Annotated in this window: 11 protein-coding genes; 5 read left to right on the plus strand and 6 right to left on the minus strand. The window is 48.4% G+C overall.

The annotated features are described in order from the left end of the window. Window positions 1-225 precede the first annotated feature (225 nt). The 4 genes from KBW69_RS09850 to KBW69_RS09865 all read left to right on the plus strand — a co-directional run bounded on the left by KBW69_RS09850 (window position 226) and on the right by KBW69_RS09865 (window position 5,724). Window positions 226-1,527 (plus strand): homoserine dehydrogenase, encoded by a 1,302-nt coding sequence (locus tag KBW69_RS09850; protein WP_257280736.1) that lies wholly within the window; start codon window positions 226-228, stop codon window positions 1,525-1,527. Window positions 1,528-1,665: 138 nt separating this feature from the next. Further along, window positions 1,666-3,090 (plus strand): threonine synthase, encoded by a 1,425-nt coding sequence (gene thrC / locus KBW69_RS09855; protein WP_257280737.1) that lies wholly within the window; start codon window positions 1,666-1,668, stop codon window positions 3,088-3,090. A gap of 129 nt (window positions 3,091-3,219) precedes the next feature. Continuing rightward, a complete protein-coding gene (recJ, locus tag KBW69_RS09860; RefSeq protein ID WP_257280738.1) occupies window positions 3,220-4,938 on the plus strand; it encodes a single-stranded-DNA-specific exonuclease RecJ in 1,719 nt (572 codons plus the stop codon). A 21-nt stretch (window positions 4,939-4,959) separates the two neighbouring features. Beyond that, a complete protein-coding gene (locus tag KBW69_RS09865; protein WP_257280739.1) occupies window positions 4,960-5,724 on the plus strand; it encodes a paraquat-inducible protein A in 765 nt (254 codons plus the stop codon). Between the two features lie 9 nt (window positions 5,725-5,733). Here the strand turns inward: KBW69_RS09865 and KBW69_RS09870 are convergent, their stop codons facing one another. Both KBW69_RS09870 and dinB read right to left on the minus strand, forming a co-directional pair. Next, a complete protein-coding gene (locus tag KBW69_RS09870; RefSeq protein WP_257280740.1) occupies window positions 5,734-6,126 on the minus strand; it encodes a DUF2721 domain-containing protein in 393 nt (130 codons plus the stop codon). Between the two features lie 38 nt (window positions 6,127-6,164). Beyond that, window positions 6,165-7,274: a DNA polymerase IV gene (gene dinB, locus KBW69_RS09875; RefSeq protein ID WP_257280741.1), complete on the minus strand. Its 1,110-nt coding sequence runs from the start codon at window positions 7,272-7,274 to the stop codon at window positions 6,165-6,167. 298 nt (window positions 7,275-7,572) lie between these two features. On the opposite strand from dinB, the gene KBW69_RS09880 reads away from it, so the two are divergent. Continuing rightward, window positions 7,573-8,160: a lysophospholipid acyltransferase family protein gene (locus KBW69_RS09880; RefSeq protein WP_257280742.1), complete on the plus strand. Its 588-nt coding sequence runs from the start codon at window positions 7,573-7,575 to the stop codon at window positions 8,158-8,160. 169 nt (window positions 8,161-8,329) lie between these two features. On the opposite strand, the gene KBW69_RS09885 is transcribed toward KBW69_RS09880, so the two are convergent. The 4 genes from KBW69_RS09885 to KBW69_RS09900 form a co-directional block, all read right to left on the minus strand. Continuing rightward, a complete protein-coding gene (locus tag KBW69_RS09885) occupies window positions 8,330-11,986 on the minus strand; it encodes a PEP/pyruvate-binding domain-containing protein (protein ID WP_257280743.1) in 3,657 nt (1,218 codons plus the stop codon). A 587-nt stretch (window positions 11,987-12,573) separates the two neighbouring features. Next, entirely contained in the window at window positions 12,574-16,077 is a 3,504-nt protein-coding gene (locus KBW69_RS09890) for a PEP/pyruvate-binding domain-containing protein (protein ID WP_257280766.1), read from the minus strand. A 185-nt stretch (window positions 16,078-16,262) separates the two neighbouring features. After that, a complete protein-coding gene (locus KBW69_RS09895; protein ID WP_257280744.1) occupies window positions 16,263-21,155 on the minus strand; it encodes a DUF4116 domain-containing protein in 4,893 nt (1,630 codons plus the stop codon). Between the two features lie 179 nt (window positions 21,156-21,334). Beyond that, the gene (locus tag KBW69_RS09900; RefSeq protein WP_257280745.1) at window positions 21,335-24,568 is read right to left on the minus strand and encodes a PEP/pyruvate-binding domain-containing protein; all 3,234 of its coding nucleotides are present in this window, start codon (window positions 24,566-24,568) and stop codon (window positions 21,335-21,337) included. Window positions 24,569-24,578 lie beyond the last annotated feature (10 nt).

Consider the following 24,578-nt stretch of genomic DNA (forward strand, 5'->3'; position numbering starts at 1 on the left):
GGACTGCAGTACCGTTATGGCTGAGCATTTCTAATGCTCTGACACATAGCTTCCGACCGTCGACAATAATGGCGAAAAGCCCCAAACAGTTCAGGCAGACTATCGCTCTCAAGGCCGGTTTGTGGCTATAATCCCCGATCCATTGATAAAAACCAGAGTGCTTTCTGTTTCTGAAAGCCGTCGACACAGACAGTGAGTTGAGATCAGCTCACGGGGGATAACAGTTTGAAACCGGTCAAAGTAGGAATATGTGGCCTGGGTACCGTCGGCAGCGGTACGTTTAATGTACTGACACGCAATGCCATTAACATTGCTGCACGAACTGGCAGACCCATCACTGTAGAGCAGATTGGTGCCCGTCGGGACAACCCCGCTGCTGATACCTCGACCACCCGGGTTACCCGTGACATTTTTGATGTCGCCCGTAATCCTGAAGTGGACATTCTGGTTGAAACCATTGGCGGATACGACGTTGCCAAGGAACTCATTCTCACAGCGATCCAACACGGCAAGCACGTTGTCACGGCCAACAAAGCCCTGATAGCCGAACATGGCAATGAGATTTTTCAGGCTGCCCGTGAAAAAAATGTCGTGGTTGCCTATGAAGCGGCAGTGGCAGGTGGAATCCCGGTCATTAAGTGCCTGAGAGAGGGTCTGGCAGGCAACCGGATTAACTGGCTGGCGGGCATTATCAATGGAACAGGTAATTTTATTCTAACTGAAATGGGCGACAAGAATCGTTCATTTGAAGAAGTACTTGCTGAAGCCCAGGCGCTGGGATATGCAGAAGCGGACCCCACCTTTGATGTAGAGGGTATTGATGCCTGCCATAAACTCACCATAATGGCTTCAATAGCCTTTGGTATTCCCCTGAACTTTGAGCGTGCCTATACAGAAGGTATCAGCCGCGTAACCCCGGCAGATATTCAATATGCGCAAGAGCTGGGCTATAGAATCAAACATCTGGGCATTGCCCGACAGAGTATTGAAGGCGTTGAACTCAGGGTTCACCCGACCTTGATTCCCGCTTCCCGTCCACTAGCCAATATCAACGGAGTATTGAACTCTGTTGTAATCAATGCTGATGCCATCGGTGAAACCATGATGGTAGGGCCCGGTGCTGGTGCCGAACCGACAGCCTCTTCCGTTGTTGCTGACATCATGGACATTGCCAGAGCATTAGCAGCGCCCGAAGCAACCCCTAACCCGCTGGGCTTTTCTGAAGAGGCGTTAAAAAGCACTCCGGTTCTGTCCATTGGTGAAACTCTGAGCCCCAACTACCTGCGCATCCATGCTGACGACCACCCAGGTGTCATGAATGCCATTACCCAAATTTTCAGTGACCACGGGATCAATATTGACGCCATCACCCAAAAAGCGATCCGTGAAAGCGATGGCTTCGCTGATATTGTCATCCTGACTCAAACCATCAAAGAGTCGGCACTGGATAAAGCCATTGTTGAAATTGAAGACCTGATCGATATCCAGGCCCCTGTTACACGCATTCGTGTTGAGACAATGGCCTGAAAACTGTCATTTGTCAGACAGATTCAGATTGAATTCCTGAGCGTATAAACCCCAGGGTTTATGCAAAAGAGTGAGGCTGAAGTCTTACTCTTCATGGCATAACAGCCATGAACTCACAAACAATAGATGGAATAGACCGTGAAATACATCAGTACCCGGGGACAGGGTGGAGAAAAAAGTTTTCAGGAAGTACTTCTGGCCGGGCTGGCCGAAGACGGTGGCTTGTATATCCCTGCCGAACTGCCCCAGTTTGATCAAGACAAAATTCGCTCACTAAGAGGCCTGCCCTACAACGAACTGGCCTTTGAAGTCATCAAACCATTTGTGGCGGGTGAGATTCCTGACGACAAACTGAAGGAAATGATAGACGACAGCTATGCAACGTTTGCCCATGAAGCGGTTGCACCGTTAATTCAACTGAAAAGTCACCAGTGGGTTATGGAACTGTTCCATGGCCCGACCCTGGCTTTTAAAGATTTTGCCCTGCAGCTGCTGGGCCGATTACTGGACTACACTCTCACCGAGAGAGGTGAACGAGCTGTTGTTCTCGGCGCCACCTCCGGTGACACTGGCTCAGCAGCTATTGAAGGTTGTCGACACAGTGAAGCACTGGATATTTTTATCCTGCATCCCTACCAGAGAGTCTCTGAAGTCCAGAGACGACAAATGACTACTGTTTTAGATAGCAACGTTAACAACATCGCTGTTCAGGGTAACTTTGATGATTGTCAGGCCATGGTCAAACAGTGCTTTGCCGATCAATCTTTCCTGCCAGATTCATCAGAAAAAAACTCGTCCGGAAAAAAGACTCGCCTGGTGGCTGTCAACTCTATCAACTGGGCCCGCATCATGGCTCAGGTGGTTTACTACTTCCATGCAGCGCTGGAGTTGGGTGGCCCGGACAGAGAAGTTTCCTTTTCGGTACCCACCGGCAACTTCGGTGACATCTACGCGGGTTATATTGCCCGTGGTATGGGACTGCCAGTCAATAAACTGATTGTTGCCACCAACCGTAACGACATTCTGCACCGCTTTTTCCAGAGCAACGACTATAGCAGGCAAGGCCTGGAACACACCCTGTCGCCTAGCATGGATATCATGGTCTCAAGCAACTTTGAACGCCTGCTGTTCGACCTTCAGGATCGGGATGGCAATGCCCTTGCCAAACAGATGGCAGACTTCGAAAAAACTGGCAAGCTGGTAGTTTCACAACAGCGCTGGCAGAAGATCCGGGAGTTATTCGACAGCAGTCGTAGTGCTGATCAGGACACCTGCGATGCCATCAAAGACCTGTTTGATCGCACTGAATATTTAGCCGACCCTCATACCGTTATCGGTATCAGAGCGCTGGAAGAAGTTGACACAGACAGCCGTATTCCCAATGTTGTTCTGGCAACAGCTCACCCGGTGAAGTTCCCCGAAGCCATTGAAAAAGCCGGTCTTGATGCTCCGGTACTGCCTCATCACCTGAGGGACCTTCCAGAGCGTGAAGAGCGTTATGAGGTGCTGGATAACGACCTGAACACTGTGAAAAGTTATATTCAGAGTCATCTGACTCGATAAATCTTTGCGCAGGCAGCGTATCCCATGTTGCTGCCTGCTCTCATTTACCGCAATAACGATCCTGTGCTCCGTTCCTCTCTGTGATAGAGTAAGTCGATACTTTTTTACTGCAGATAATCCAGAACTGTCATGCCGCTTCAGATCATTAGACGCACCAGCAACCCCTACCCATTAACTGATGGCATCCACCCCCTTCTCGCCCGTATATACAGTGCCCGGGGCATCAATCACCCTTCAGAAATCAGCCGCCAGCTAAAGGGTCTTCAGAGCTATAAAAGTCTCAAGGACATCGAAAAAGCAGCCAGTCTTCTGGCCGACGCTGTCTGTAAGCAGCAGCGTGTTTTAATCGTCGGAGACTTTGATTGCGACGGAGCCACCAGCAGTGCACTGGGTGTTCTGGCCTTAAGGCAGATGGGCGGAATAGCAGATTACCTGGTGCCTAACCGTTTTGAGTACGGTTATGGCCTGACACCGGAGATTGTTCAGGTCGCCAGACAATACCAGCCAGACGTTCTGGTCACCGTCGACAATGGTATCTCCAGCGTAGACGGCGTAGCAGCAGCAAAATCCCAAGGCTGGAAAGTCATCGTTACGGATCACCATCTGGCCGGCGAACAGATTCCAGAAGCAGACGCCATCGTCAACCCCAATCAGCCAGACTGTCCTTTCAACGGTAAAAACACCGCCGGGGTGGGCATTATTTTTTACGTTATCTGCGCCCTGAGAACCGAGTTGCGCAGACGGGGCTGGTTTGAAGGAAAAACCGAGTTCAACCCTTTTCAGTTACTGGATCTCGTTGCATTGGGAACGATTGCTGACGTTGTCAGTCTGGACGCCAACAACCGCATTCTGGCCTATCAGGGTCTGGCAAGAATTCGTGCAGGACATTGTCGTCCGGGGATTCAGGCACTGATTGAGATCTCAGGCCGACAGCAGTCCCGCCTGACCTCTTCCGACCTGGGGTTTGCCCTGGGACCTCGCCTGAATGCAGCAGGACGTCTGGATGATATGTCCACCGGTATTGAATTATTACTGACAGAGCGCATCGAAACGGCACGGGAACTGGCCGCTGAGCTGGATGGCCTCAACCGGGACAGAAAAGAGATTGAAGCGGGAATGCAAGTCGAGGCCATGAGCCACCTGTCCAGTTTGGAACTGGATAAGCATTCCGACTTACCCTGGGGCGTCAGTCTTTTTCGGGAAGGCTGGCATCAGGGTGTCGTAGGGATTCTGGCCTCAAGGGTGAAAGAGAAATTGCACCGCCCGGTGATTGCCTTTGCAGAAGCCGATAATGGCGAAATCAAAGGTTCAGCAAGGTCCATAAAAGGTCTGCACATGCGTGATGCTCTGGACAGTGTTGCCCGGGAAAACCCGGGGCTGATCATCAAATTCGGCGGCCATGCCATGGCGGCAGGTCTGAGCATTTATAAAGAAGATTTTGAAGCATTCTCAGCGGCCTTTGACCGTATTGTTAAGCAGGAGCTCTCTTCTGAGCAGCTTGAAGCAGAAATCCATACCGATGGTGAACTGGGTGCCTCTGAACTGACTATGGATACAGCTCAACTGTTACGAGATAGTGGGCCATGGGGACAGAATTTTCCGGAGCCTTCCTTCGACGGTCGCTTTCAGATCATTCAGCAGAGACTGGTAGGCCAAAAACATCTGAAGATGGTGCTTAAGCTGCCTTCCTCAGAATATTATGTCGATGCCATTGCCTTTAACATTGACCCCGGTCAATGGCCAAACCAGAACATAAAAACAGTTAATGTGGTTTATAAACTGGACATCAACGAATTTCGAGGCCAGCAGAGCCTGCAGTTGATCGTTGATCACCTGGAATCAGCCTGAGCCTCCAAGGTAGAGAGGGTATTGCAAATTAGTGAGCTTTATGGTGCTGACAGCAGGGAGGCCGCTCTGTCATTGTTCTTTGCAGATTTCTCAACTACTTTAGTGGCTATACCACTGTTTCCTGAAGACACAAAAAAAATGACTGAGTCCCGAATTTCCGGTATTGCTGCCCCTCTTATTGTTTTAATCGTTTCATTAGGTCTATTGGTTCCGGGAATCACCCAACCCCTGATCACGCTTCAGGCAGATATGAGCCAACAGGTCTTGGTCATAGAAGGTCAGAAAATTATGGAACAACAGTCCATTCACCCTGCCCTGCTGGCCATGGCCAACCAGTTTCTCTCTAATCTGAAGATGGATGGCCAGAGCCGGATTTATGACAAAACCCGAAGCATTCTCGGCACTGCCAGTGACCTCTGGAATTTTGGCTACAAGTTTGTAGCCATTCTGATCCTGACCTTCAGTGTCCTGATCCCTGCCATTAAAAGTTTACTTTTGCTGGCGTCCTGTCATCCCTCATCACGAAGGGTCGCACTTAAAGTAAATGCTGTGCTCGGTAAATGGTCTATGGCGGATGTGTTCGCAATGGGGGTTATAGTCGCCATGCTGGCCGCCAATGCCAATACTTCAGAAAGCGCTCTGTTGAGCTTTCAGGCAGAGCTGCATTGTGGATTTTATTTGTTTGTCGCCTACTGTCTGGTTTCAGGATTGGCAGGGCAGTTGTTGTTGAAAAATGGGTGCTTGAAGGATGGGTGTTTGAAAGAAGAATCATTGAAAGAGCAGTGATACAACTGCTCAATCTTCCATCTCACTCACCTGAAGCTCCAGAGCATCAATTGAAATTTTAATCTCAGCCAGACAGATGATCAGGGAAATCAGTAAAGCCAACAAGCTGATGCCAAAAATGATGAAACCCACCTGATATTGACCCAGATGAAGAAGAAACATAACCAAAACACAGCAGATAAAGCTGACAATACCAGCCCCCTGCATGTGCTTGATGAGTATCATTCGTCGTCTAAGGTTTTCCATCTGGCCTTTGATGTGAGGGTTGTCGGGATGCTTCTTAAACTCACCGTGAAGGTTTCTGATCAATGAAGCCAGAGCCAGAAACTTGTTGGTATAGGAAAGAAATAACAGAGAAATAGCCGGAAACAGCAAAGCGGGAGTTGTTAGATTCAGCTCCATAGGACCTTATCTGAAATGACATGTTAAGGGGTGTCATATTATATCCTTCTGCCCCTGCGTTCAAACAGCTCTAACTGCTGCATCTGCCCGGAGGTTCTCAAGTCCAGCAGCCTTACTCCCACCCCGAGTAGACGTACAGGCTTATTTCCCCTCTGCCAGGCTCGAATCACTAATGACTGAAAGTGTGCTTCCGGTGTTTGATCATCCCACTCTATCATTTCCTCAAGTGTCGTCTGGGTGAAATCATTGAACTTTACTTTTACAAACCGCTTGGTGACCGAATATTCATTCCTGATTGCCTGAAAACGTTGCGACAGATCCTCGATCAGGGGTTTAACCTGAGTCAGTATTGACTGCTCATCGTGCAAATCTTCATCAAAAGTATGTTCAACAGATAACGACTTCCGCCTTCTATCCAGCTCCAGCGCACGATCATCCACACCTCTGGACAGCTCCCAGAGGCGTTCGCCAAAACTGCCAAACCAACGACATAACTCAACCGGAGAGTATTGCCGCAACATGCCACAGGTCATAATCCCTTTGTTATGGAGCTTTTGAGCAGTCACCTTACCCACACCGTGTATCTTCTCAACGGGCAATTCAAAAACAAAATCCCGGACCTGATCGGGCGTGATCACACAAAGACCGTTTGGCTTGTTCCAGTCCGATGCCACCTTGGCCAGAAATTTGTTAGGGGCCACACCAACAGAAACATTGATGCCCACCTCTTCACAGACAGACTGCATGATTTCCCGGGCCATAAGTGTGCCACTGCCTCGACATTGACTGGATTGGGAAACATCCAGATAGGCCTCATCCAGCGACAGGGGTTCAATCATCTCAGTGTAACGATGAAAAATGGCATGCATTTGCCTTGAGGCGGCTTTATAGACATCAAACCGGGCGGGCAAAATAATCAACTCAGGGCAGAGTCTGAGTGCTCGATAAGAGGCCATAGCAGAATGCACGCCCGACTTGCGAGCTTCATAACTGCATGTGGCTATCACTCCCCGACGCTCGGCCTTCCCCCCCACAGCAAAGGCTTTGCCTGTTAAAGCAGGATCATCCCTCTCCTCTACAGAACAGTAGAAGGCATCTGCATCAACATGGAGAATTTTTCTCTGAACGGATTCATTCGGTTCCGGCATAGTGTGATTGGAAAATTTAGCGGAAATTATTGCACCAGCCTGTTAAGACTAACGATAGGAGAAATAGGAAACAATGATTTTTTACTGTTTTTTTATACAGCCCCATTTCTTACACTGCCCATTCACCCAAAAAGATAAAGCGCAACCCCGAATATCTACGTATTTTCAATCAGTTGATAAAATCGTCAAATCGCACTCCGTTTATATGCCCTCTCGGGGTCTGATGTCAAAAGAAGCGTCTCAACCAGCCTGGCAATCGGTTTGGGCGCGCTCACGGTCAAAAGATTAAGGCTTGAATATGCGCTTAACGGTGTTTAATACGCCGATCATCAGTTATCTGTTAAAGGCTCTGGCCAAAATGTGCCTGTTGATTTCCGGCTGGAAGGTCGAAGGTAACCAGCCCCGAGTACCCCGCTACATTCTGGTGGCCGCCCCCCATACCAGTAAATGGGACTTTTTTATCGGTATGGCCGTTGGCCTGAGCCACGGGATAGAAGCACACTGGCTGGGTAAATCCAGCCTTTTCCGGAGACCTCTAGGTTCTGTGATGCGCTGGCTGGGAGGGATACCGGTTGACCGGGACCGAAGGGGCAGTCTGGTAGATCAGAGTATCTGCTGTTTTAAAGGCAACAAACAACTGGGTCTGATCATTTGTCCTGAAGGCACTCGCTCTAAAGGTGATCGCTGGAGAACCGGTTTTTATCACATTGCCAGAGGGGCAGAAGTGCCAATCATTCTGGCCTATATGGACTTCCGGAAGAAAAAAGCCGGCTTTGGCCCCACCATCAAGCCCGGATGCAGCATGAAAAAAGATCTGGCTGAAATTCAGGCCTTTTATGACAAAAAGCAGGGAAAACACCCAAACTGTTTCAGCCCGGTTTTATAGCAGAATATAACATTCACATGCTGGTTTACTTTGAGTAACATTAAACGATGGAGTCGGCCATTATCCGCGAAAAACAGCTGAAGAAATGAAATCACCGGTAGAAGTCAGGAAATGCGACAATGTTTATACTGATCGACGTTGTCAGAATAAATCCGACCTGATTCGCAGATTACATTAAATATTGACAAACTGCGTAATTTCTGAGGATTGCCGAATCGACAAAAGCCTCATTATTTTTAAGGCGGGGAGAAGAAAACTCGAAAGCACGAGCATTATGTTCAATCAAGTCCAGCATATATTCGCGATCATTAAACAACGTTTTACTGGCGTATCCTAAGTAAACAATACTATGATTCATCAAACTTTTAATAATGTTTTTGTCGCCTCGGATTCTTTCACTAGCATACTTCAGAGCTTTTGGGCGCTTCGCGATAACGGCAGTGACAACCTCATCATAATCCGGAATTTCCGGGCTGACGTCTTGCATAGAACGGCTACGCCGAGTGACTGCGGCTATGATGACATCTTTATCACCCTTGAGTTCTTGACCTACATATTTCAGATCAATTGGATGTGCTGCAATGGCTTCTAATACAAGCTCTTTATCATTTCGAACCTGTTGACTGACATAATTCAGCCCGTCCTTCACCAAGGCTTTCCTGACCTTTTCTTTAATATCCGAAAACGACTGAGCCGGTGGAATATCAAACGTCAGTGTGTAATCACGTGATGGTTTGATAATGAAGTATTGACCTTTCAAATGGAGATAAAAATCCTCAAACGGTGGAATAGAGTAATTGGGATCTGCCAATAAAAAATGATGTAAGAGCTCCTTGCGAATGCTCTCATTCATCTCTTCACTCATTAACATTTCCCGCAGACTAACCTCCGGTTTTTCCCTGAAATATACTGAAGACCGACACTCCCCTAACCGCTCAGCGTAAAAAACAAACTGTTGAAGATGGCTACTTAATAACTGGCAGCATGCGGGACTAATACGGTAATCCCTCAGATAAAACATTGAGAAAAGACAATGCTGAAAGGTGAATCTATCAGCATCTGTCACAACATCGGGATTAAGACGTTGTTCAAGCAAGTTAAAATCCCAATGAGATTCTTCAAAAATGTCTGCGTTCTCAAAGAAGATATCAAGATCACAGATAGTCTCTAACACAATCATCAGTTTTTCAAAGGCATCCTGCATGTGTGGACTTGATTTCATTCGGGAGCATTCGACGATAATTTGACCGGCTGCAGCGTTGCAACGTACCTTCATGCTATCCGCATTTTCATCCAGTTCGATCGCTTTCAGTAATTGCACCAGAAACCACATACGCTTTGACTTGCCGTCTTTATGAATGCCATAAGGTTGATCAAACTGGTCAGAAAATTTTAGTCGTAAGGTTCGTTCTTTACCCCCCTCTGCCTGTTCAAGTAATTCGACGAGGCCAACGTGATTGCCCAATTCCAGGTTAACCATCAAGGCATCATCCATACTGACGACAGTCCCTGAGAGCTCTAATGCTTGCATGCATGCTTTGCCGGATGGCGTCAATAGTGATGCTTTTTCACCCTTAGCACCCGGGGTCGTGCAATCAACGTAGGTGATCTTCTTTTCCTGAAAAAACTGCCCCTGACCCGAGGCCAGAGTGACCGGTGCCAGTGCCTCCACAAAACGCTTATGCAGGGCAAAAATCAAGTCATGAACACTACGGACCTGCTCAGCCTCACGGAAGTGGAGTGCCTGAAGAGAGGATTGTAACTGATGGCAGGCGGTCACCCACTGACAGAACGCTCCCTGAAATATCAGCCCTTTTTCAGCGGTCTGCATTGGCAGAATGATACTTTCTAACCCGGATCGTACGGTTTCTTTCAGCATCTCTAGCCGGTTGTTCAGTACTGGTAATTCTCTTCGAAATAGCTTGACCTGGGGTGAACGCCTTCTGCTCGCCAGCCGCAAGAAGGCCAGGTAACCCTCCAACATTGCCTGAGCCCCATAAATCAGAAGATTAACGCTATCCTCGATCCCAGCCAGTAGCTTTGATCGTTGTGATGACATGCTCAGTTTTATCGGGTTTGCCAGACAATCCAGTCCACCGCCGGGGCCAAAAAGTGCCAACAGACGGGCATTTTGATCGGTGAGCCATTGAAAACCACTGGCGACGTGATGGAATGTGGCTTCAGGGGGAGACAAATCATCCCGTGACGGGAGGGCTTTAGCTAACGGAACATCAGAAACCGCAGAAGACAGGCTTATGTGCCTGACCAGTTTCCCGGTAAGATCACCGGCAACAATAAAGGCACCGGGCTTACCGTTGAAGCGGGCGCAGGCCAGTGTTGCCTGTTGGCCATCCTGAGTGGCCAAGGCCGCAAACTGTTCACCGGCCAGCATCAGGGTTTTTTCTTCCTGTCTCATCAGGATCGCGGCATGATCATTAAATCCTGCTTCGGCCAGGACAAAACCTCCTGCCCACCTCAGGAACTCAGGCTCAAGCATCCACTCTTCAACGTGGTGAGCCAAGACAATGGCACCCTCTGGCATACTGCCTGCTTCTCGATTTTTGGCCAACCAGATGGATCCGGTGCAATAGCCTTCACTGATCCCCTCACCAATGGCAAGAGTCTCTTCGGGTATAAACATGGCAAAATCCATGCCGCCAGAGAGTCTGGTTACAGGGCGCACCTGCAGCAGGAACAGGCGACCCTGATGATCGATAGCAAACTCAACATCCACGGGGCAGAGTAACAGGTCTTCCAGCTCAGTCACCCTCTTCCTGAGTGCTGAAACCGTCTCATCACTGAGTCGCTGCCCGCCGTCGTCTGATGGAGAATCCGCATCATGGATTCTTGTTTCCGAATAACCGTTATTACCCTTGTTTTTGTAAAGGATGAAGCGGCTTGAAAGCGTCCCGGGAAAGTATTGAGAGCTGTCAGTTCCTTCTTTGCGAGAAATATCGATGCGGTGGGGCGTGTTGCCGGACTGTCCTGCCACTACGCCTCTGGGCTGACCGGGTGTGTACTCAACCCTGATGGTATCATCCTGAAAAGACTGAAAGCTCATGACGACCCCACCGTATTGGCAGTCAATGCACTGCTGAATGATCAGCGCCATGGGGGGCGGTATCACTCCTGGACAGACTTCAGGCCGATAACCTGAGGCCATGACCTTAAGGCAGGTCAGCAAAACATCGTCTTCTTCCTGAACTACAGAGAGGTATTTGCCTGCCTGGGCATCACCGTAGTTATCTTCATTGATACCAGAACTGCGGACAATCACTGGCTGTGATCTGGTCATTTCGTCCAGCTGACAGCGCAGCCCCCTGATGAGTCGGGCCGCTTCAGACTCTTTAACCTGTTCGTAAAAGTCACTACTGGCAACAAATTGCGCGATACCTGCCAACCATTTACCCTTTTCGCTTTGCTCTGAAGGAGGCAATGTATTCAGATATTCCCGAATGTTCGTCAGGCTGCTCTCTGCCGCTGACCCAGTGGCAACCTCGGGGAGATAGGGGGCTAAACAACGAATATCCAGAGGGTGTTGTTCAAGATCATGCATTACCTGAGCTGTTACACATTGGAACGGTGGGACAGGCAGTCCTGATGCCTGCATGCGCCGCAAAAACATCCCCTTGCCCCCAAGTTGTTCCCGGATGGGGGGAGAGTTTAAACGGCAGCTGCGCTTGGCCAGTAGCCTTGGATCGTTTGAAAAGCCACTGGTTTCAAGACAACTCAAATACCTTTTGGGTGAAAGGTCAGCCCCGGTATTCTTATCCAAATGAATGGTCCGGGGTTGATAATCCAATTTTTCAGACCGAGTAGGTAACATCAAGATATCTCTCTAACTTTAGTATTCATCCACGATTGAATAGCTGGTGCCTGAGTTTTTAATGATCGACCGGCCAGCAGGTCGTCAATAAACTGCTGTCTTTTGACCATGATGTTTTTATAAAGTTCACTCGTCAGCCTGAAGAACGCAATAGAAAGAACAGCAATAAGCTGGCAACACGGTTTGCACTAGCAGCCTGTCGGACTTAAGCGTCCGTAGCGAGGATTGCAAGAAATTGAGGATAAAAATTTCTGCTTCTGAGGAGAATAGCGAGCTATTTGACGAAGAAGCAGGAATTTTTAGACCAATTTATTGCAACCGCAGTAGGACAGCCTTAAGTCCGACAGGCTGCTAGCCCATTGTTGTCAGAGTCGATCAGAGCTTATTCAAAAACTCCCTGACATATTTATGGACTTCGGGGTTTCTTAGAATGGCTGAATCGATAAAAACTGATCATGTTTGAGCCCGGGAGCCGCATATGTAAAAGCACGTGGCCTCCTTGCAATTAATTAGAGCATATACTCGTGATCATTCAATACCGTTTCACCGGCATATTGTAAGGAAACAATACTGCGATCAATTGACTTTTAAATAATGCTTTTATCACTTCGGATTCTTTCACTGGCATACTGAAGAGCGCGCGGATACTCAGCCATGGCGGCCATGACAACCTCATCATCATCCTGAAGTTGCTGGCTGGCATAACTCAGACAATAGCCATCCTGAGTGACTGCGGCCATGACGACACCTTTATCACACTTCAGTTCTTCACTGACATATTTCAGGTGCAATGGTTTTACTGCAATGACTTCTAATACAAGCTCTTGATCATTCCGAACCCGTTGGCTGACATATTTCAGCCCACCCTTCACCATGGTTTTCCTGATCTTTTCTTTAATATCCAAAAGCGACTGACTCGGCGGAACATCAAGCGTCAGCGTGTAATCACGTGATGGTTTGATAACGAAGTATTGACCTCTCAAATGGGGATAAAAATCCTCAACCAGCCGAATAGAGTAATGAGGATCTAACAATAAATAATGATGTAAGAGTTCCCTGCGGATGCTCTCACTCATCTCATTACTCATTAATATTTCCCGCAGACTGTGTTCCGGTTTTTGCCTGAGAAATACTAACGACTGACACTCGCCTAACCGCTCAGCATAATGAACAAACTGTTGAAGGTGGTTGCTTAATAACTGGCAGCAATCGGGACTAATGCGTTCATCCCCCAGATAAAACATTGAGAAAAGACAATGTTGAAAGGTGAATCTGTCCGCTTCTGTCGCAACATCGGGATTAAGGCGTTGTGCAAGCATGTTAAAGTCCCAATGATATTCTTCAAAAATGTCGTTGTCGCTAAAGAGTAAATCGAGATCGCACATAGCATCTAACACAATCGTCAGTTTTTCAAAGGCTTCCTGCAGGATTTCACGTGACTTCATTTGGGGATATTCGACGATCATTTCACTCGTTACGGCACTGCAACTCAGCTTCATACTATCAGCTTGTTTATCCAGTTTAATCACTTTCAGTAACTGCACTAAAAACCACATACGCATTAACTTACCACGCTTATCACTGCCATCAGTGCTCCGAAACTGGTCGGAAAATTTCAGCCGCAAGGTTCGTCCTTTCCCCCCCTCTGCGTTTTCAAGTAGTTCGATAACACAGATATGACTTCCGAGCTCCAGGTTAACAATCAAAGCGTCATCCATACTGACGACAGTCCCTGAGTACTCTAATTTTTTGATCGATGTTTTACAGGACGGACTCAATAGCGATGCCTTTTCACCTGAGTCACCCGGAGTCGTACAATCAACATAGGTGACGCGTTTTTCCTCAGAAACCCTACCATGACCCGAGGCCAGAGTGACCGGTGCCAGCGCCTTTACGAAACGCTGATGCAGGGCAAAAATCAGCTCATGAACACTCAGAACCTGTTCAGCCTTCCCGGGATTGAGTGCTTGAAGAAAGGATTTTAGCTGATAGCAGTCGGCCACCCACTTAATAAACGACAATTGACGCTCTTCACCGGTCTGCTGGTGACGAGTGATACTCTCTAACCCGGATTGGATAGTCTGTTTCAACGTCACGAACCGGGAGGTCAATTGCATCAATTCATCCAGCAATGACTGGACCTCTTCTGAATCGCTGTTTCCCGCCAGCAGCAAGAAGGCCCGGTAGCCCTCCAACAGGGCTTCAGCCCCGTGAATCAGCCGGTTTACGTTGTCTACGGTCTCTGCCAGTAGCTTTGATCGTTGAGGCGAAATGCTTAGTTTTACCGGGTTTGCCAGACAATCCAGACCGCCGCCGGAGGCAAAAAATGCCAGCAGCCGGGCATTTTGATCCGCGAGCCATTGAAAGCCGCTGGCGACCAGTCGGAATGTGCCCTCTGGGGGGGATAAATCATCCCGTGACGGGACAGCTTTTGTTAACGGCACATCAGAAATACCACAGGACAGGCTTCTGTGACTGGCCAGTTTTCTGGTAAGGTCACCGGCAGCAATGAAGGCAGAGGGTATACCATTAAAACGGGCGCTGGCCAGTGTCACCTGTCGGCCATGCAGAGCGGCTAAGGCCGGATACTGCCCCTCGGCCAGCATCAAGGTTTTTTCCTCCTGTTTCATGAGAATCGCCACATGATCATTGAACCCTCCTTGATCAAAGGCAAACCCTCCTGCCCGCCTGAGGAACCCAGGCTCAAGCATCCATTCTTCAGCATGTCGGGCCACAACAATGGCTCCCTCCGGCATAGAGTCTGCCTCTCTTTTTTTGGCCAACCAGATGGGTCCGGTGCAATAGCCTTCGCTAACGCCTTTGCCAATAGCCAGGGTCTCTTTCGATCCGGGTCTGGACATGGCAAAATCCATGCCCCCGGAGAGTCGGGTTATGGGGCGCACCTGCAACAGAAACAGGCGATCCTGATGATCGATGGCAAATTCCACATCCACGGGGCAGAGTAATAGGTCTTCCAGCTGTATCACCATCTCTCTGAGTGCTGAAACCTGGTCATCACTGAGTCGCTGACCGCCACCGCCGGTCAGGGGATTCGCATCATCAAGTCTTGTTTCCGAATAGCCGTTGTTTTTTTTGTTCTTCTGCAGGATGAATTGACTTGAGACCGTTCCGGGAAAGTATTGAGAAAATAGAGAGTTGTCAGGTCTTTCTATACGAGAAATATCAATGCGGTGGGGTTTGTTACCAGACTGTCCTGCCACCACGCCCCCGGGCTGACCGGGAGTGTACTCAACCCTGACGGTATCATCCTGAAAAGATTGAAAGCTCATGGCGACCCCGCCATATCGGCAATCAACGCAGTGTTGGATAATCAACGCCATGGTTTGCGGTATACCTTCGGAGCAGACTGCAGGCCGGTAAGCTGAGGCCATGACCTTAAGGCAGGTTCTTAAAACATCGTCTTCTCCCTGGACTAAAGAGAGGTATTTGCCTGCCTGGGCATCGCCGTAGTTGTCTTCATTGATGCCAGAACTGCGGACAATCACCGGCTGTGATGTGGAGAGCTGACGGCGCAGATCCCTGATTTGTCGGGCCGCCTCAGAATCTTTAACCTGTTCGTAGTAGTCATCACTGGCAACAAATTGTGCCAGATCCGCCAGCCATCTATTCCTTTTGGCTTGATCTGAAGGCGGCAAGGCATTGAGGTATTCCCGGACGTTGGCCAGGCTGGTCTCTAACCCCGGTTCAAGCACGATCCCGGGAAGGCAGCGGTCTAAACGACGGGTATCCAAAGGATGTTGTTCAAGTGCATTCGTGACTTGAGCAGTAACACATTCGAAGGGTGGAACAGGCAGACCGGCTTTCTTCATGCGCTGCAAAAACATTCCCTTGCCACCAAGTTGTGCGCGTTGAACCGGATAATTGTCAGCAGCCTGATCTGAAACAGGTGGAAGGCATATTCGCTTGGCTAGTGACGTTGGCTCGTGAAAGCCACTGCTATCAGGATTACCGAAATACCTCTTGGGTGAACTGTTAGCCCAGTTGGATGGACTACCAGCCCCTTTATTCTGATTGGGACTGTCTGTCAGCCTGTAAGAATCTGATTTGTCAAAATTATTAGCGGGTAACATCAAGATATCCCTCTCATGTTAATATTTATCCATGATTTGTTGGTCAGATACTTAATAAATTCCCTTCTTTCGACAATAATGTTTTTATAAAGTTCACTCGTAGCCTGAACCACGAAACAACAATAAGCTGTCACACGGTTTGCACTGTTTAACGCTGCCAGAATAGCTAAAACTATATTCGGAGATTACATGAGGTATTGACTAACTTCAGAGTTTCTTTTTTTTGCTGCCTCAATAAAGGCCTCATCGTGTTTGAGCCCGATAGCGACAAAAGTAAAAGCATGAGCATCCTTTTCAATTAAATCCAGCATGTAATCATGATCCTGCAATACCGTTTTATCGACATACATCAAGCAATTAATATTGACAGTTATTAAGGTTTTAATAATATTTCTATCACTTCGGATTCTTTCACTGGCATATTGCAGAGCTCCTAAAGAATTTGCAACAGCGGCTATGACAACCTTCTCATCATCCCGAAGTGTCGGGCTGGCATATTGCAGATGATAACCATCTCTGGCGATTGCAAGCATGACGACCTCTGCAATACCCTTCAGCTCCTCACTCACATATTCCAGACTGTATGGATGTAGTGCAACCGTTGCCAATACAAGGTCTTTATCGTTGCAAATTCGTTGGCTGGCATATTTCAGTCCATCCTTGAGCAGGACATTCCTGAGCTTTTCTTTATGATCCCCAAGCGACTGAACCGGTAAAAAATCAAAGTTCAGGTTGTAACCGGAGGATGGCTTGATAACAAAGTAATGATCTTTCAAATGGGGATACACAAGATCAACCCATCGATTAGCCTTACCGGGATGTAACAATAAAAAATGATGCAGTAGTTCCCTGCGGATGTCCTCAGGAAGCTCATCACTCATGAACATTTCCCGAAGATTGTCCTTCGATTTAACCAACCGATGACAATGATCAATAAACTGTTTTAGATGATTGTTTAATAATTGGTAGCAACCGCGATCAATACCATATCGGTAAGTATCAGCCATTAACAAAAGGCAATGTTGAAAGGCGAATCTATTGGCTTCTGCCGCAACATCGCTATCAAGGCGTTGGGCAAGTAAATTCAAGTTCCACTGATCTCCTTCAAAAATACCGCTTGAGCTTAAGAAGTCCCAATCCAGCCAATTAACTGTCTGCAATGCCGTTATGAGTTTTACAAAGGCACCCTCCATGGCTTGACGTGATGTCATTCGCGGACATTTGACGATCACTTCAGCCGCTGCGGCGTTGCAACCAGACTTCATGCTATCAGCATTTTTATCCAGTTCCATCGCTTTCAGTAACTGCACCAGAAACCACATACGTTTTAACTTGCCGGGTGCATCACTGCCATCAGTGCGGTAAAAGTTTTCAGAGAATTTCAGCCGCAAGGTACCTCCTTCTCCCTCCTCCTCATTTTCAAGTAGCTCGATAAAGCCCGCAAAACCGGATAACTCAAAGTTAACAATCAAGGTATGATCCATACTGATCACAGTCCCGGTAAGAGGTCTTGATTCTCTTAGGGATGCTCTGCAGGACGGACTCAATATCGTTAACTTTTTACTCGAGCCACCCGGAGTCGTGCAATCAACATAGATGAAGCTATTGTCTCTGGATAGCACGCTCAGAGCCGAGGCCCGGGTAACCGGTACCCGGGCCTTTATTAAGAACCCATGCAATTCAAAAATCAGGTCATTGACACGGCGGACCTCCTCAGTCTTCCAAAGATTGAGAGCTTTAAAACAGGATAAGACAACTTGTTTATCACGCTTCAGTCTTTCACTCACATACTTCAGGTTGTATGGATATACGGCAATGGTTGCTAGTACAAGGTCTTTATCATTTCGAACCCGTTGGCTGGCATATTTCAGTCCCTGCCTGCGCAAAACATTCTTGATGTTTTCTCTGTTAACCCTTAGCGAATGAGCGGGTGGAACCTCAAAATCCACGCTACAACTGCAGGATGGATTGACAACAAAGTACTGATCTCCCAGGTCATACACATCTTCGAACAATGGCGTAGCCTTATCAGGCTCTAATAATAAAAAATGCTGTAAGAGTTCCTTGCGGGTGTCTTCAGCGATCTCATCACTCATTAACACTTCCAGAGGGGTGTGAATTGATTCAAAGAACCTTCGACTATGATGAATAAACTCTTTTTGATGATTGTTTAATAACTGTATTAATAACCGGAAACAATCTCGATTAATGTAATATTGAGCATAATGAACAATCAAGAAAAGGCAGTGTTCAAAGGCGAATCTATAGGCTTCTGTCGTAACATCGCTATCAAGGTGGTGTACAAGGCTGTTAAAGCTCCACTGCACTCCTTCAAAAATGGCTGTTGACTTTAAGACCTCATCCAGGTTCTTAATGACAGATAACGCCGTTATCAGTTTTATAAAGGCTTCCGGCATGATTTCACGTGATTTCATATGGGAGCATTCGACAATTATTTCACCCGCTACGGCATTACAACTGAACTTCATACTATCAGCGTGTTCATCCAGATTGATCGCTTTCAGTAACTGCGTCAGAAACCACATACGTTTCAACTTGCCGGGGCCATCACTGCCATCAGCCCTTTTAAATCGGTCAGAAAATTTCAGCCGCAGGGTACGTCCTTTCCCCCCCTCTGCGTGTTCAAGCAGCTCAATAAGGCCCACGTGATGTCCTAATTCAAGGTTAACAATCAAAGCATCATCCATAATGATGACAGTCGCCGGACACTCTGACCTAACGAGGGATGCCTTGCAGGAGCGACTAAATAGCGGTACCTTTTTAACCGGGCCTCCCGGAGTCCTGCAATCTGCATAAGTGACGGGCCATATCCTGGATATCTTGCCCTGACCCGAGGCCAGAGCGACCGGTGCCAGTGCCTTTACGAATCGCTGATGCAGGGCAAAAATCAGTTCATGGACACTCAGAACCTGCTCAGCCTTCCCGGGGTTGAGTGCCTGAAGAGAAGATTGTAACTGACGGCAGGCCAATACCCACTGACGAAATGATAGCTGTCCTTCTTCAGGGGCTTGCACGGGCTGAATGACACTTTTCAGCTCTGACTGAATGGTCTCTTTCAGCGCCTTGAAGCGGTTGGTCAGTTGCGGTAATTCATCCAGCCATGGCTCCACCTTGGATAAATCGCTGATACCCGCCAGCTGCAGGAATGAATTGTACCCATCCAGCAGCGCTTCCGCCCCATGAACCAGCCGGTTTACATTGTCCCGGGTCACCGCCAGTAGCTCTGAACGTTGCGGCGACATGCTCAGTTTTATCGGGTTTGCCAGACAATCCAGTCCACCACCGGGGGCAAAAAATGCCAGCAGCCGGGCATTTTGGTCCGTGAGCCACTGAAACCCCCTGGCGACCTGGCTGAATGTGCCTTCAGATGGGGACAAATCATCCCGTGACGGGACGGCTGTCGTTAAAGGTAAATCAGAAACAGCAGAGGACAGGCTTCTGAGACTGGCCAGTTTTTCGGTAATGTCACCGGCAACAATGAAGGCTCCTGGCTCATCTTTAAAGCGGGCGCAGGCCAGTGTCGCCTGTTGGCCATCCCGGGCGGCCAATGCCACAAACTCTTCACCAGCACGCATTAAGGTTATTTTTTCTTGTTTCAGGAAGATCGCTACATGATCATTGAATCCTGCTTCGGCAAGGACAAAACCCCCTGCCCGCTTGATAAACTCTGGCTCAAGCATCCAATCTTCAGCGTGGTGTGCCACGACAATGGCTCCCTCTGACATAGAGTCTGCGTCTCGTTCCCTGGCCAGCCAGAGGGGTCCGGTGCAGTAGCCTTCGCTGATACCCTCGCCAATGGCCAGAATTTCTTCGGGTTCGGGTATAGGCATGGCAAAATCCATACCGCCAGAAAGCCGGGTAACAGGGCGCACCTGCAACAGGAACAGGCGATCCTGATGATCAATGGCAAACTCCACATCAACGGGGCAGAGCAGAAGGTCTTCCAGCTCTGTCACCACCTCCCTGAGCTTTGCAACCATGGCATCACTGAGTTGCTGTCCAGCGTCGTTTGATTGAGCATCAGCATGATCAATTCTTGTTTCCGAATAGCCGTCATTGTTCTTGTGCAGGATGAAGTGACTTGAGAGCGTTCCGGGAAAGTATTGAGAGCTGACAGCCTCTTCTTTGCGATCCTTGCGATAAATATCAATGCGGTGTGGCGTGTTACCGGACTGCCCTGCCACAATGCCTCTGGGCTGGCCCTGTGTGTACTCAACCCTGACAGTATCATCCTGAAAGGCCTGAAAGCTCATGACGACCCCGCCGTATTTGCAATCAATACACTGCTGGATGACCAGCGCCATGGGTTGCGGTATACCTTCAGAGCATACTTCAGGCTGGTAAGCTGAAGCCATGACTTTAAGACAGGTTCGCAAAATATCCTCTTCTCCCTGAACTAAAGAGAGGTATTTACCCGCCTGGGCATCACCGTAGTTATCTTCATTGATGCCGGAACTGCGAACAATCACAGACCGTGATGTGGCAAGTCTGTCCAGCTGACTGCGCAGATCACCGATTTGTCGGGCCGCTTCAGAATCTTTAACCTGCTCGTAATAATCATCACTGGCAATAAATTTCGCCAGACCCGCCAGCCAGCTATTCCTTTTGGTCTGCTCTGAAGGTGGCAAGGCATTGAGACGTGCCCTGATCCTCGTCAGGCTGATCTCTGTCTCTGCCTCAAGTTCACAGTCAATCATGGGAAGGTAGCGGGCTAAACAATGGGTATCAAGAGGGTGCTGTTCAAGTGCATTCATGACCCGGGATGTCACACATTTGAATGGCGGAACAGACAGATCTGCTGTTTTCATGCGCCACAAAAACAGCCCCTTACCCCCCAGTTCTTCCCGGTTGGGGGGTGTCTGATCTGAAACAGATAAACTGCAGAGACGCTTGGCTAAAGGCGTTTCGCAGGTCGAAACGCCACTGGGATCAGAATCATCGAGATACCTTTTGGGTGAACTATCAGCCCCTTTGGATGGGCTGCCAGCCCAGATATTCTGACTTGCATAAGTTGTCAGGATTCGATCATTCGATTTATCAGAATTAGTATTAAACATTGTGATATCCCTTTTATAATATCCATCCGTGATTCAATGGCTGGCACATCAATAAGCTTCTCTTATTCGGCCATGATTTTTTATAAATATCAGCCTTCAGTCTGAAGCAGGCACAAGGAAAAACGACAGTAACCTGTTAATTCAAGATTGTCAGAATAGATCAGACCTTATTCACAAAATTACCGGCCTTGTTTAAAAGCAGAGAATTCATCATGCAGCCTTTGACTGGCATATAGAAGCCCATTCTCCAGAAAGGCTTTCTTGACTTTTTCTTTATGTTCGCTGAACGGCTGATCAGGTGAAATAACAAACTTCAGTTCGTAATCTTCTGATGGATCGATAATAAAGCTTTTACCCCTCAAATGAGGATACACATCCTCAACCAATGGGATAGTCCACCTGGGATCTAATAATAACAAATGATGAAAGAGTTCCCTGCGGGTGTCCTCAGCGATATCATCACTTATTAGCACTTTCTCTAAAGAATTCTCCAAATTAGTTAAGCGTCGACAATGATCAATAAATTGCAGTTGGTGGTGGTTTAATAACCGATAGCAACTGGGAAGAATGTCATATTGGATACTACAAACCATTAAGAAAAGACAATTTTGGAAGGCGAATCTATCAGCTTCTGTCACAACATCACTATCAAGGCGTTGTGCAAGCAGGTTAAAGTTCCACTGAACTTCTTCAAAAATGCGTGTTTCCTCTAAAAAAAGATCCAGATTCCGAACAGACTTTAACGCTGTTATCAATTTTTCAAAAGCTTCCTGCATGGTTTCAGGTGATGTCATCCGGGGGCATTCGACGATAATTTCTCCTGCAACGGCATTGCAGCTCAGCTTCATGCAATCAGCATGTTTATCCAGATCGATGGCTTTTAGTAACTGCACCAGAAACCACATGCGTTTCAACTTGCCGGAGTCATCACTACCATCAGGGCTACAAAATGTGTCAGAAAATGTTAGCCGCAAAGTTCGTCCTTTTCCCCCCTCTGCTTGTTCGAGCAGCTCAATCAAGCCCAAATGTTCTCCAAACTTCATGTTAACAATCAGGGCACCCTTCATACTGGCGACCGTCGCTCTGCGCACAAATTCTTTGAGGAATGTTTTGCAGGACTCACTCAACAGCGGTGCCGTTTCACCAGGGGCCGAGCACTGAACATAGGTGACGTTGCCATCGGTAGATATCCTGCCCTGACGCGAAGTCAGAGTGACCGATGCCAGTGCCCTTACGAAGCGCTGATGCAGGGCAAAAATCAGCTCATGGACACTTTGAACCCGGTCAGCTCCATCATGGTTGAGTACTTGAAGACGGGATTGTAGCTTTTGACAGGCAGCCAACCACTGACGAAACGATACCTGCCTTTTTTCAAAGGCCTGCACAGGAAGAATGATACTCTCTAACACTGATCGGATGGTCTTTTTCAGCGTCACGAACCGATTGTTCAGGAGCGGAAATTCATCTTGCAATAACTTAACCTGCGTTGAACAGACTTTTCCAGCCAGCCGTAAGAATGCCTGGTAACCCTTCAACAGGGCTTCAGCCCCATGAATCAGTCTGTTTACGCTGTCCCTGGTCTCTGCCATTAGCTCCGAACGCTGCGGCGACATGCTCAGACTTACCGGGTTTGCCAGACAATCCAGTCCACCACCGGGAGTAAAAAATGCCAACAGACGGGCATTTTGATCCGTGAGCCATTGAAAGCCGCTGGCAATCTGCCGGAATGTATCTTCAGGGGGTGACATATCATCCCGTGACGGGACGGCTGTCGTTAAAGGTAAATCAGAAACAGCAGAGGAGAAGCTTCTGCGACTGGCCAGTTTTTCGGTAATGTCACCGGCAACAATGAAGGCTCCGGGCTCACCTTTAAAGCGGGCACAGGCCAGTGTCGCCTGTTGGCCATCCTGAACGGCTAATGTCTCAAACTGACCATCAGCCAGCATCAAAGTTTTTCGTTTCTGTCTCATGACGATTGCTACATGATCATTGAATCCTCCTTCAGCGAGGACAACCCCCCCTGCCCGCTTCAGGAACTCAGGCTCAAGCATCCAGTCTTCAGCGTGTCGGGCCACGATAATAGCTCTCTCTGGCATAGAGCCAGCCTCTTGTTTTTTGGCCAGCCAGATGGGTCCGGTGCAGAAGCCTTCACTGACGGTCTGTCCAATGACCAGAGACTCTTCGGGTATAGGCAGGGCAAAATCCATGCCGCCAGGGAGCCGGGTTACAGGCCGCACCTGCAACAAAAACAGGCGGCCCTGATGATCAATGGCAAACTCCGCATCCACGGGGCAGAGCAACAGGTCTTCCAGCTTTGTCAGCGCCTCCCTGAGTTCTGAAATCGTTTTATCACTGAGTGGTTGTTCATCGTCGTTTGATTGAGCATCGGCATCAAAAATTTCTTTTTCCGAGTAGCCGTTGTCGTTTTTGTGCAGGATGAAGTGACTTGAGATCTTCCCGGGAACGAATTGATAATGGTCAGTTTCTTCTTTGCGATCCTCGCGAAAAATATCAATGCGGTGGGGTGTGTTGCCAAACTGCCCTGCGACCACGCCTTTGGGTTGTCCGGGAGTGAACTCAATCCTGACGGTATCATCCTGAAAAGATTGATAGCTCATGGCGACCCCGCCATATCGGCAATCCAGGCAGTGTTGGATAATCAACGCCATGGGTTGCGGTATACCTTCGGAACAGACTTCAGGCCGGTAACCTGAGGCCATGGCCTTAAGGCAGGTTCTTAATACATCGTCTTCTCGCTGAACGACAGAGAGGTATTTGCCCGCCTGGGCATCGCCGTAGTTGTCTTCGTTGATGCCGGAACTGCGGACAATCACCGGCTGTGATGTAGAGAGCTGACGGCGCAGCTCCCTGATTTGTTGGGCCGCCTCAGAATCTTTAACCTGTTCGTAATAGTCATCACTGGCAACAAATTGTGCCAGCTCCGCCAGCCAGCTATCCCTCTTGGCTTGATCTGAAGGCGGCAAACCATTGAGGTATTCCCGTATGTTCGCCAGGCTGGTCTCTGACCCCGGTTCAAGGACGATCCAGGGAAGGCAGCGTTCTGAACGACGGGTATCCAAAAGATGTTGTTCAAGCGCATTCATGACTTGAGCAGTAACACATTCGAAGGGTGGAACAAGCAGACCGGCTTTCTTCATGCGCTGCAAAAACATGCCCTTGCCGCCAAGTTGTTCCCGGTTGGCGGGACAACAATCTGCAGCCTGTGCCAAAACGGGTGAACGGCAGGTGCGACCGTCTATCGGCGTTCGGTCGGGTACGCCACCGGGATCAGGCTCACTGAAATACCTTTTGGGTGAACTATTAGCCCCTTCGAATGGACTGCCAGCCCTCTCATTGGAATCAGTTGTCAGGCTTTGAGGATTTGATATGTCAAAAGTAGTATCAGGTAACATCAGGATATCC

Origin of the sequence: Endozoicomonas sp. ISHI1, from assembly GCF_024606225.1 — a bacterium.
Classification (GTDB): Bacteria; Pseudomonadota; Gammaproteobacteria; order Pseudomonadales; family Endozoicomonadaceae; genus Endozoicomonas_A.

Excerpts from the sequence above, each read along its gene's own strand:
- KBW69_RS09895 (WP_257280744.1), bottom strand. The coding sequence starts at position 21,155 with ATGTTTAATACTAATTCTGATAAATCGAATGATCGAATCCTGACAACT.
- KBW69_RS09890 (WP_257280766.1), bottom strand. The coding sequence starts at position 16,077 with ATGTTACCCGCTAATAATTTTGACAAATCAGATTCTTACAGGCTGACA.
- KBW69_RS09900 (WP_257280745.1), bottom strand. The coding sequence starts at position 24,568 with ATGTTACCTGATACTACTTTTGACATATCAAATCCTCAAAGCCTGACA.
- KBW69_RS09870 (WP_257280740.1), bottom strand. The coding sequence starts at position 6,126 with ATGGAGCTGAATCTAACAACTCCCGCTTTGCTGTTTCCGGCTATTTCT.
- dinB (WP_257280741.1), bottom strand. The coding sequence starts at position 7,274 with ATGCCGGAACCGAATGAATCCGTTCAGAGAAAAATTCTCCATGTTGAT.
- KBW69_RS09880 (WP_257280742.1), top strand. The coding sequence starts at position 7,573 with ATGCGCTTAACGGTGTTTAATACGCCGATCATCAGTTATCTGTTAAAG.
- recJ (WP_257280738.1), top strand. The coding sequence starts at position 3,220 with ATGCCGCTTCAGATCATTAGACGCACCAGCAACCCCTACCCATTAACT.
- KBW69_RS09885 (WP_257280743.1), bottom strand. The coding sequence starts at position 11,986 with ATGTTACCTACTCGGTCTGAAAAATTGGATTATCAACCCCGGACCATT.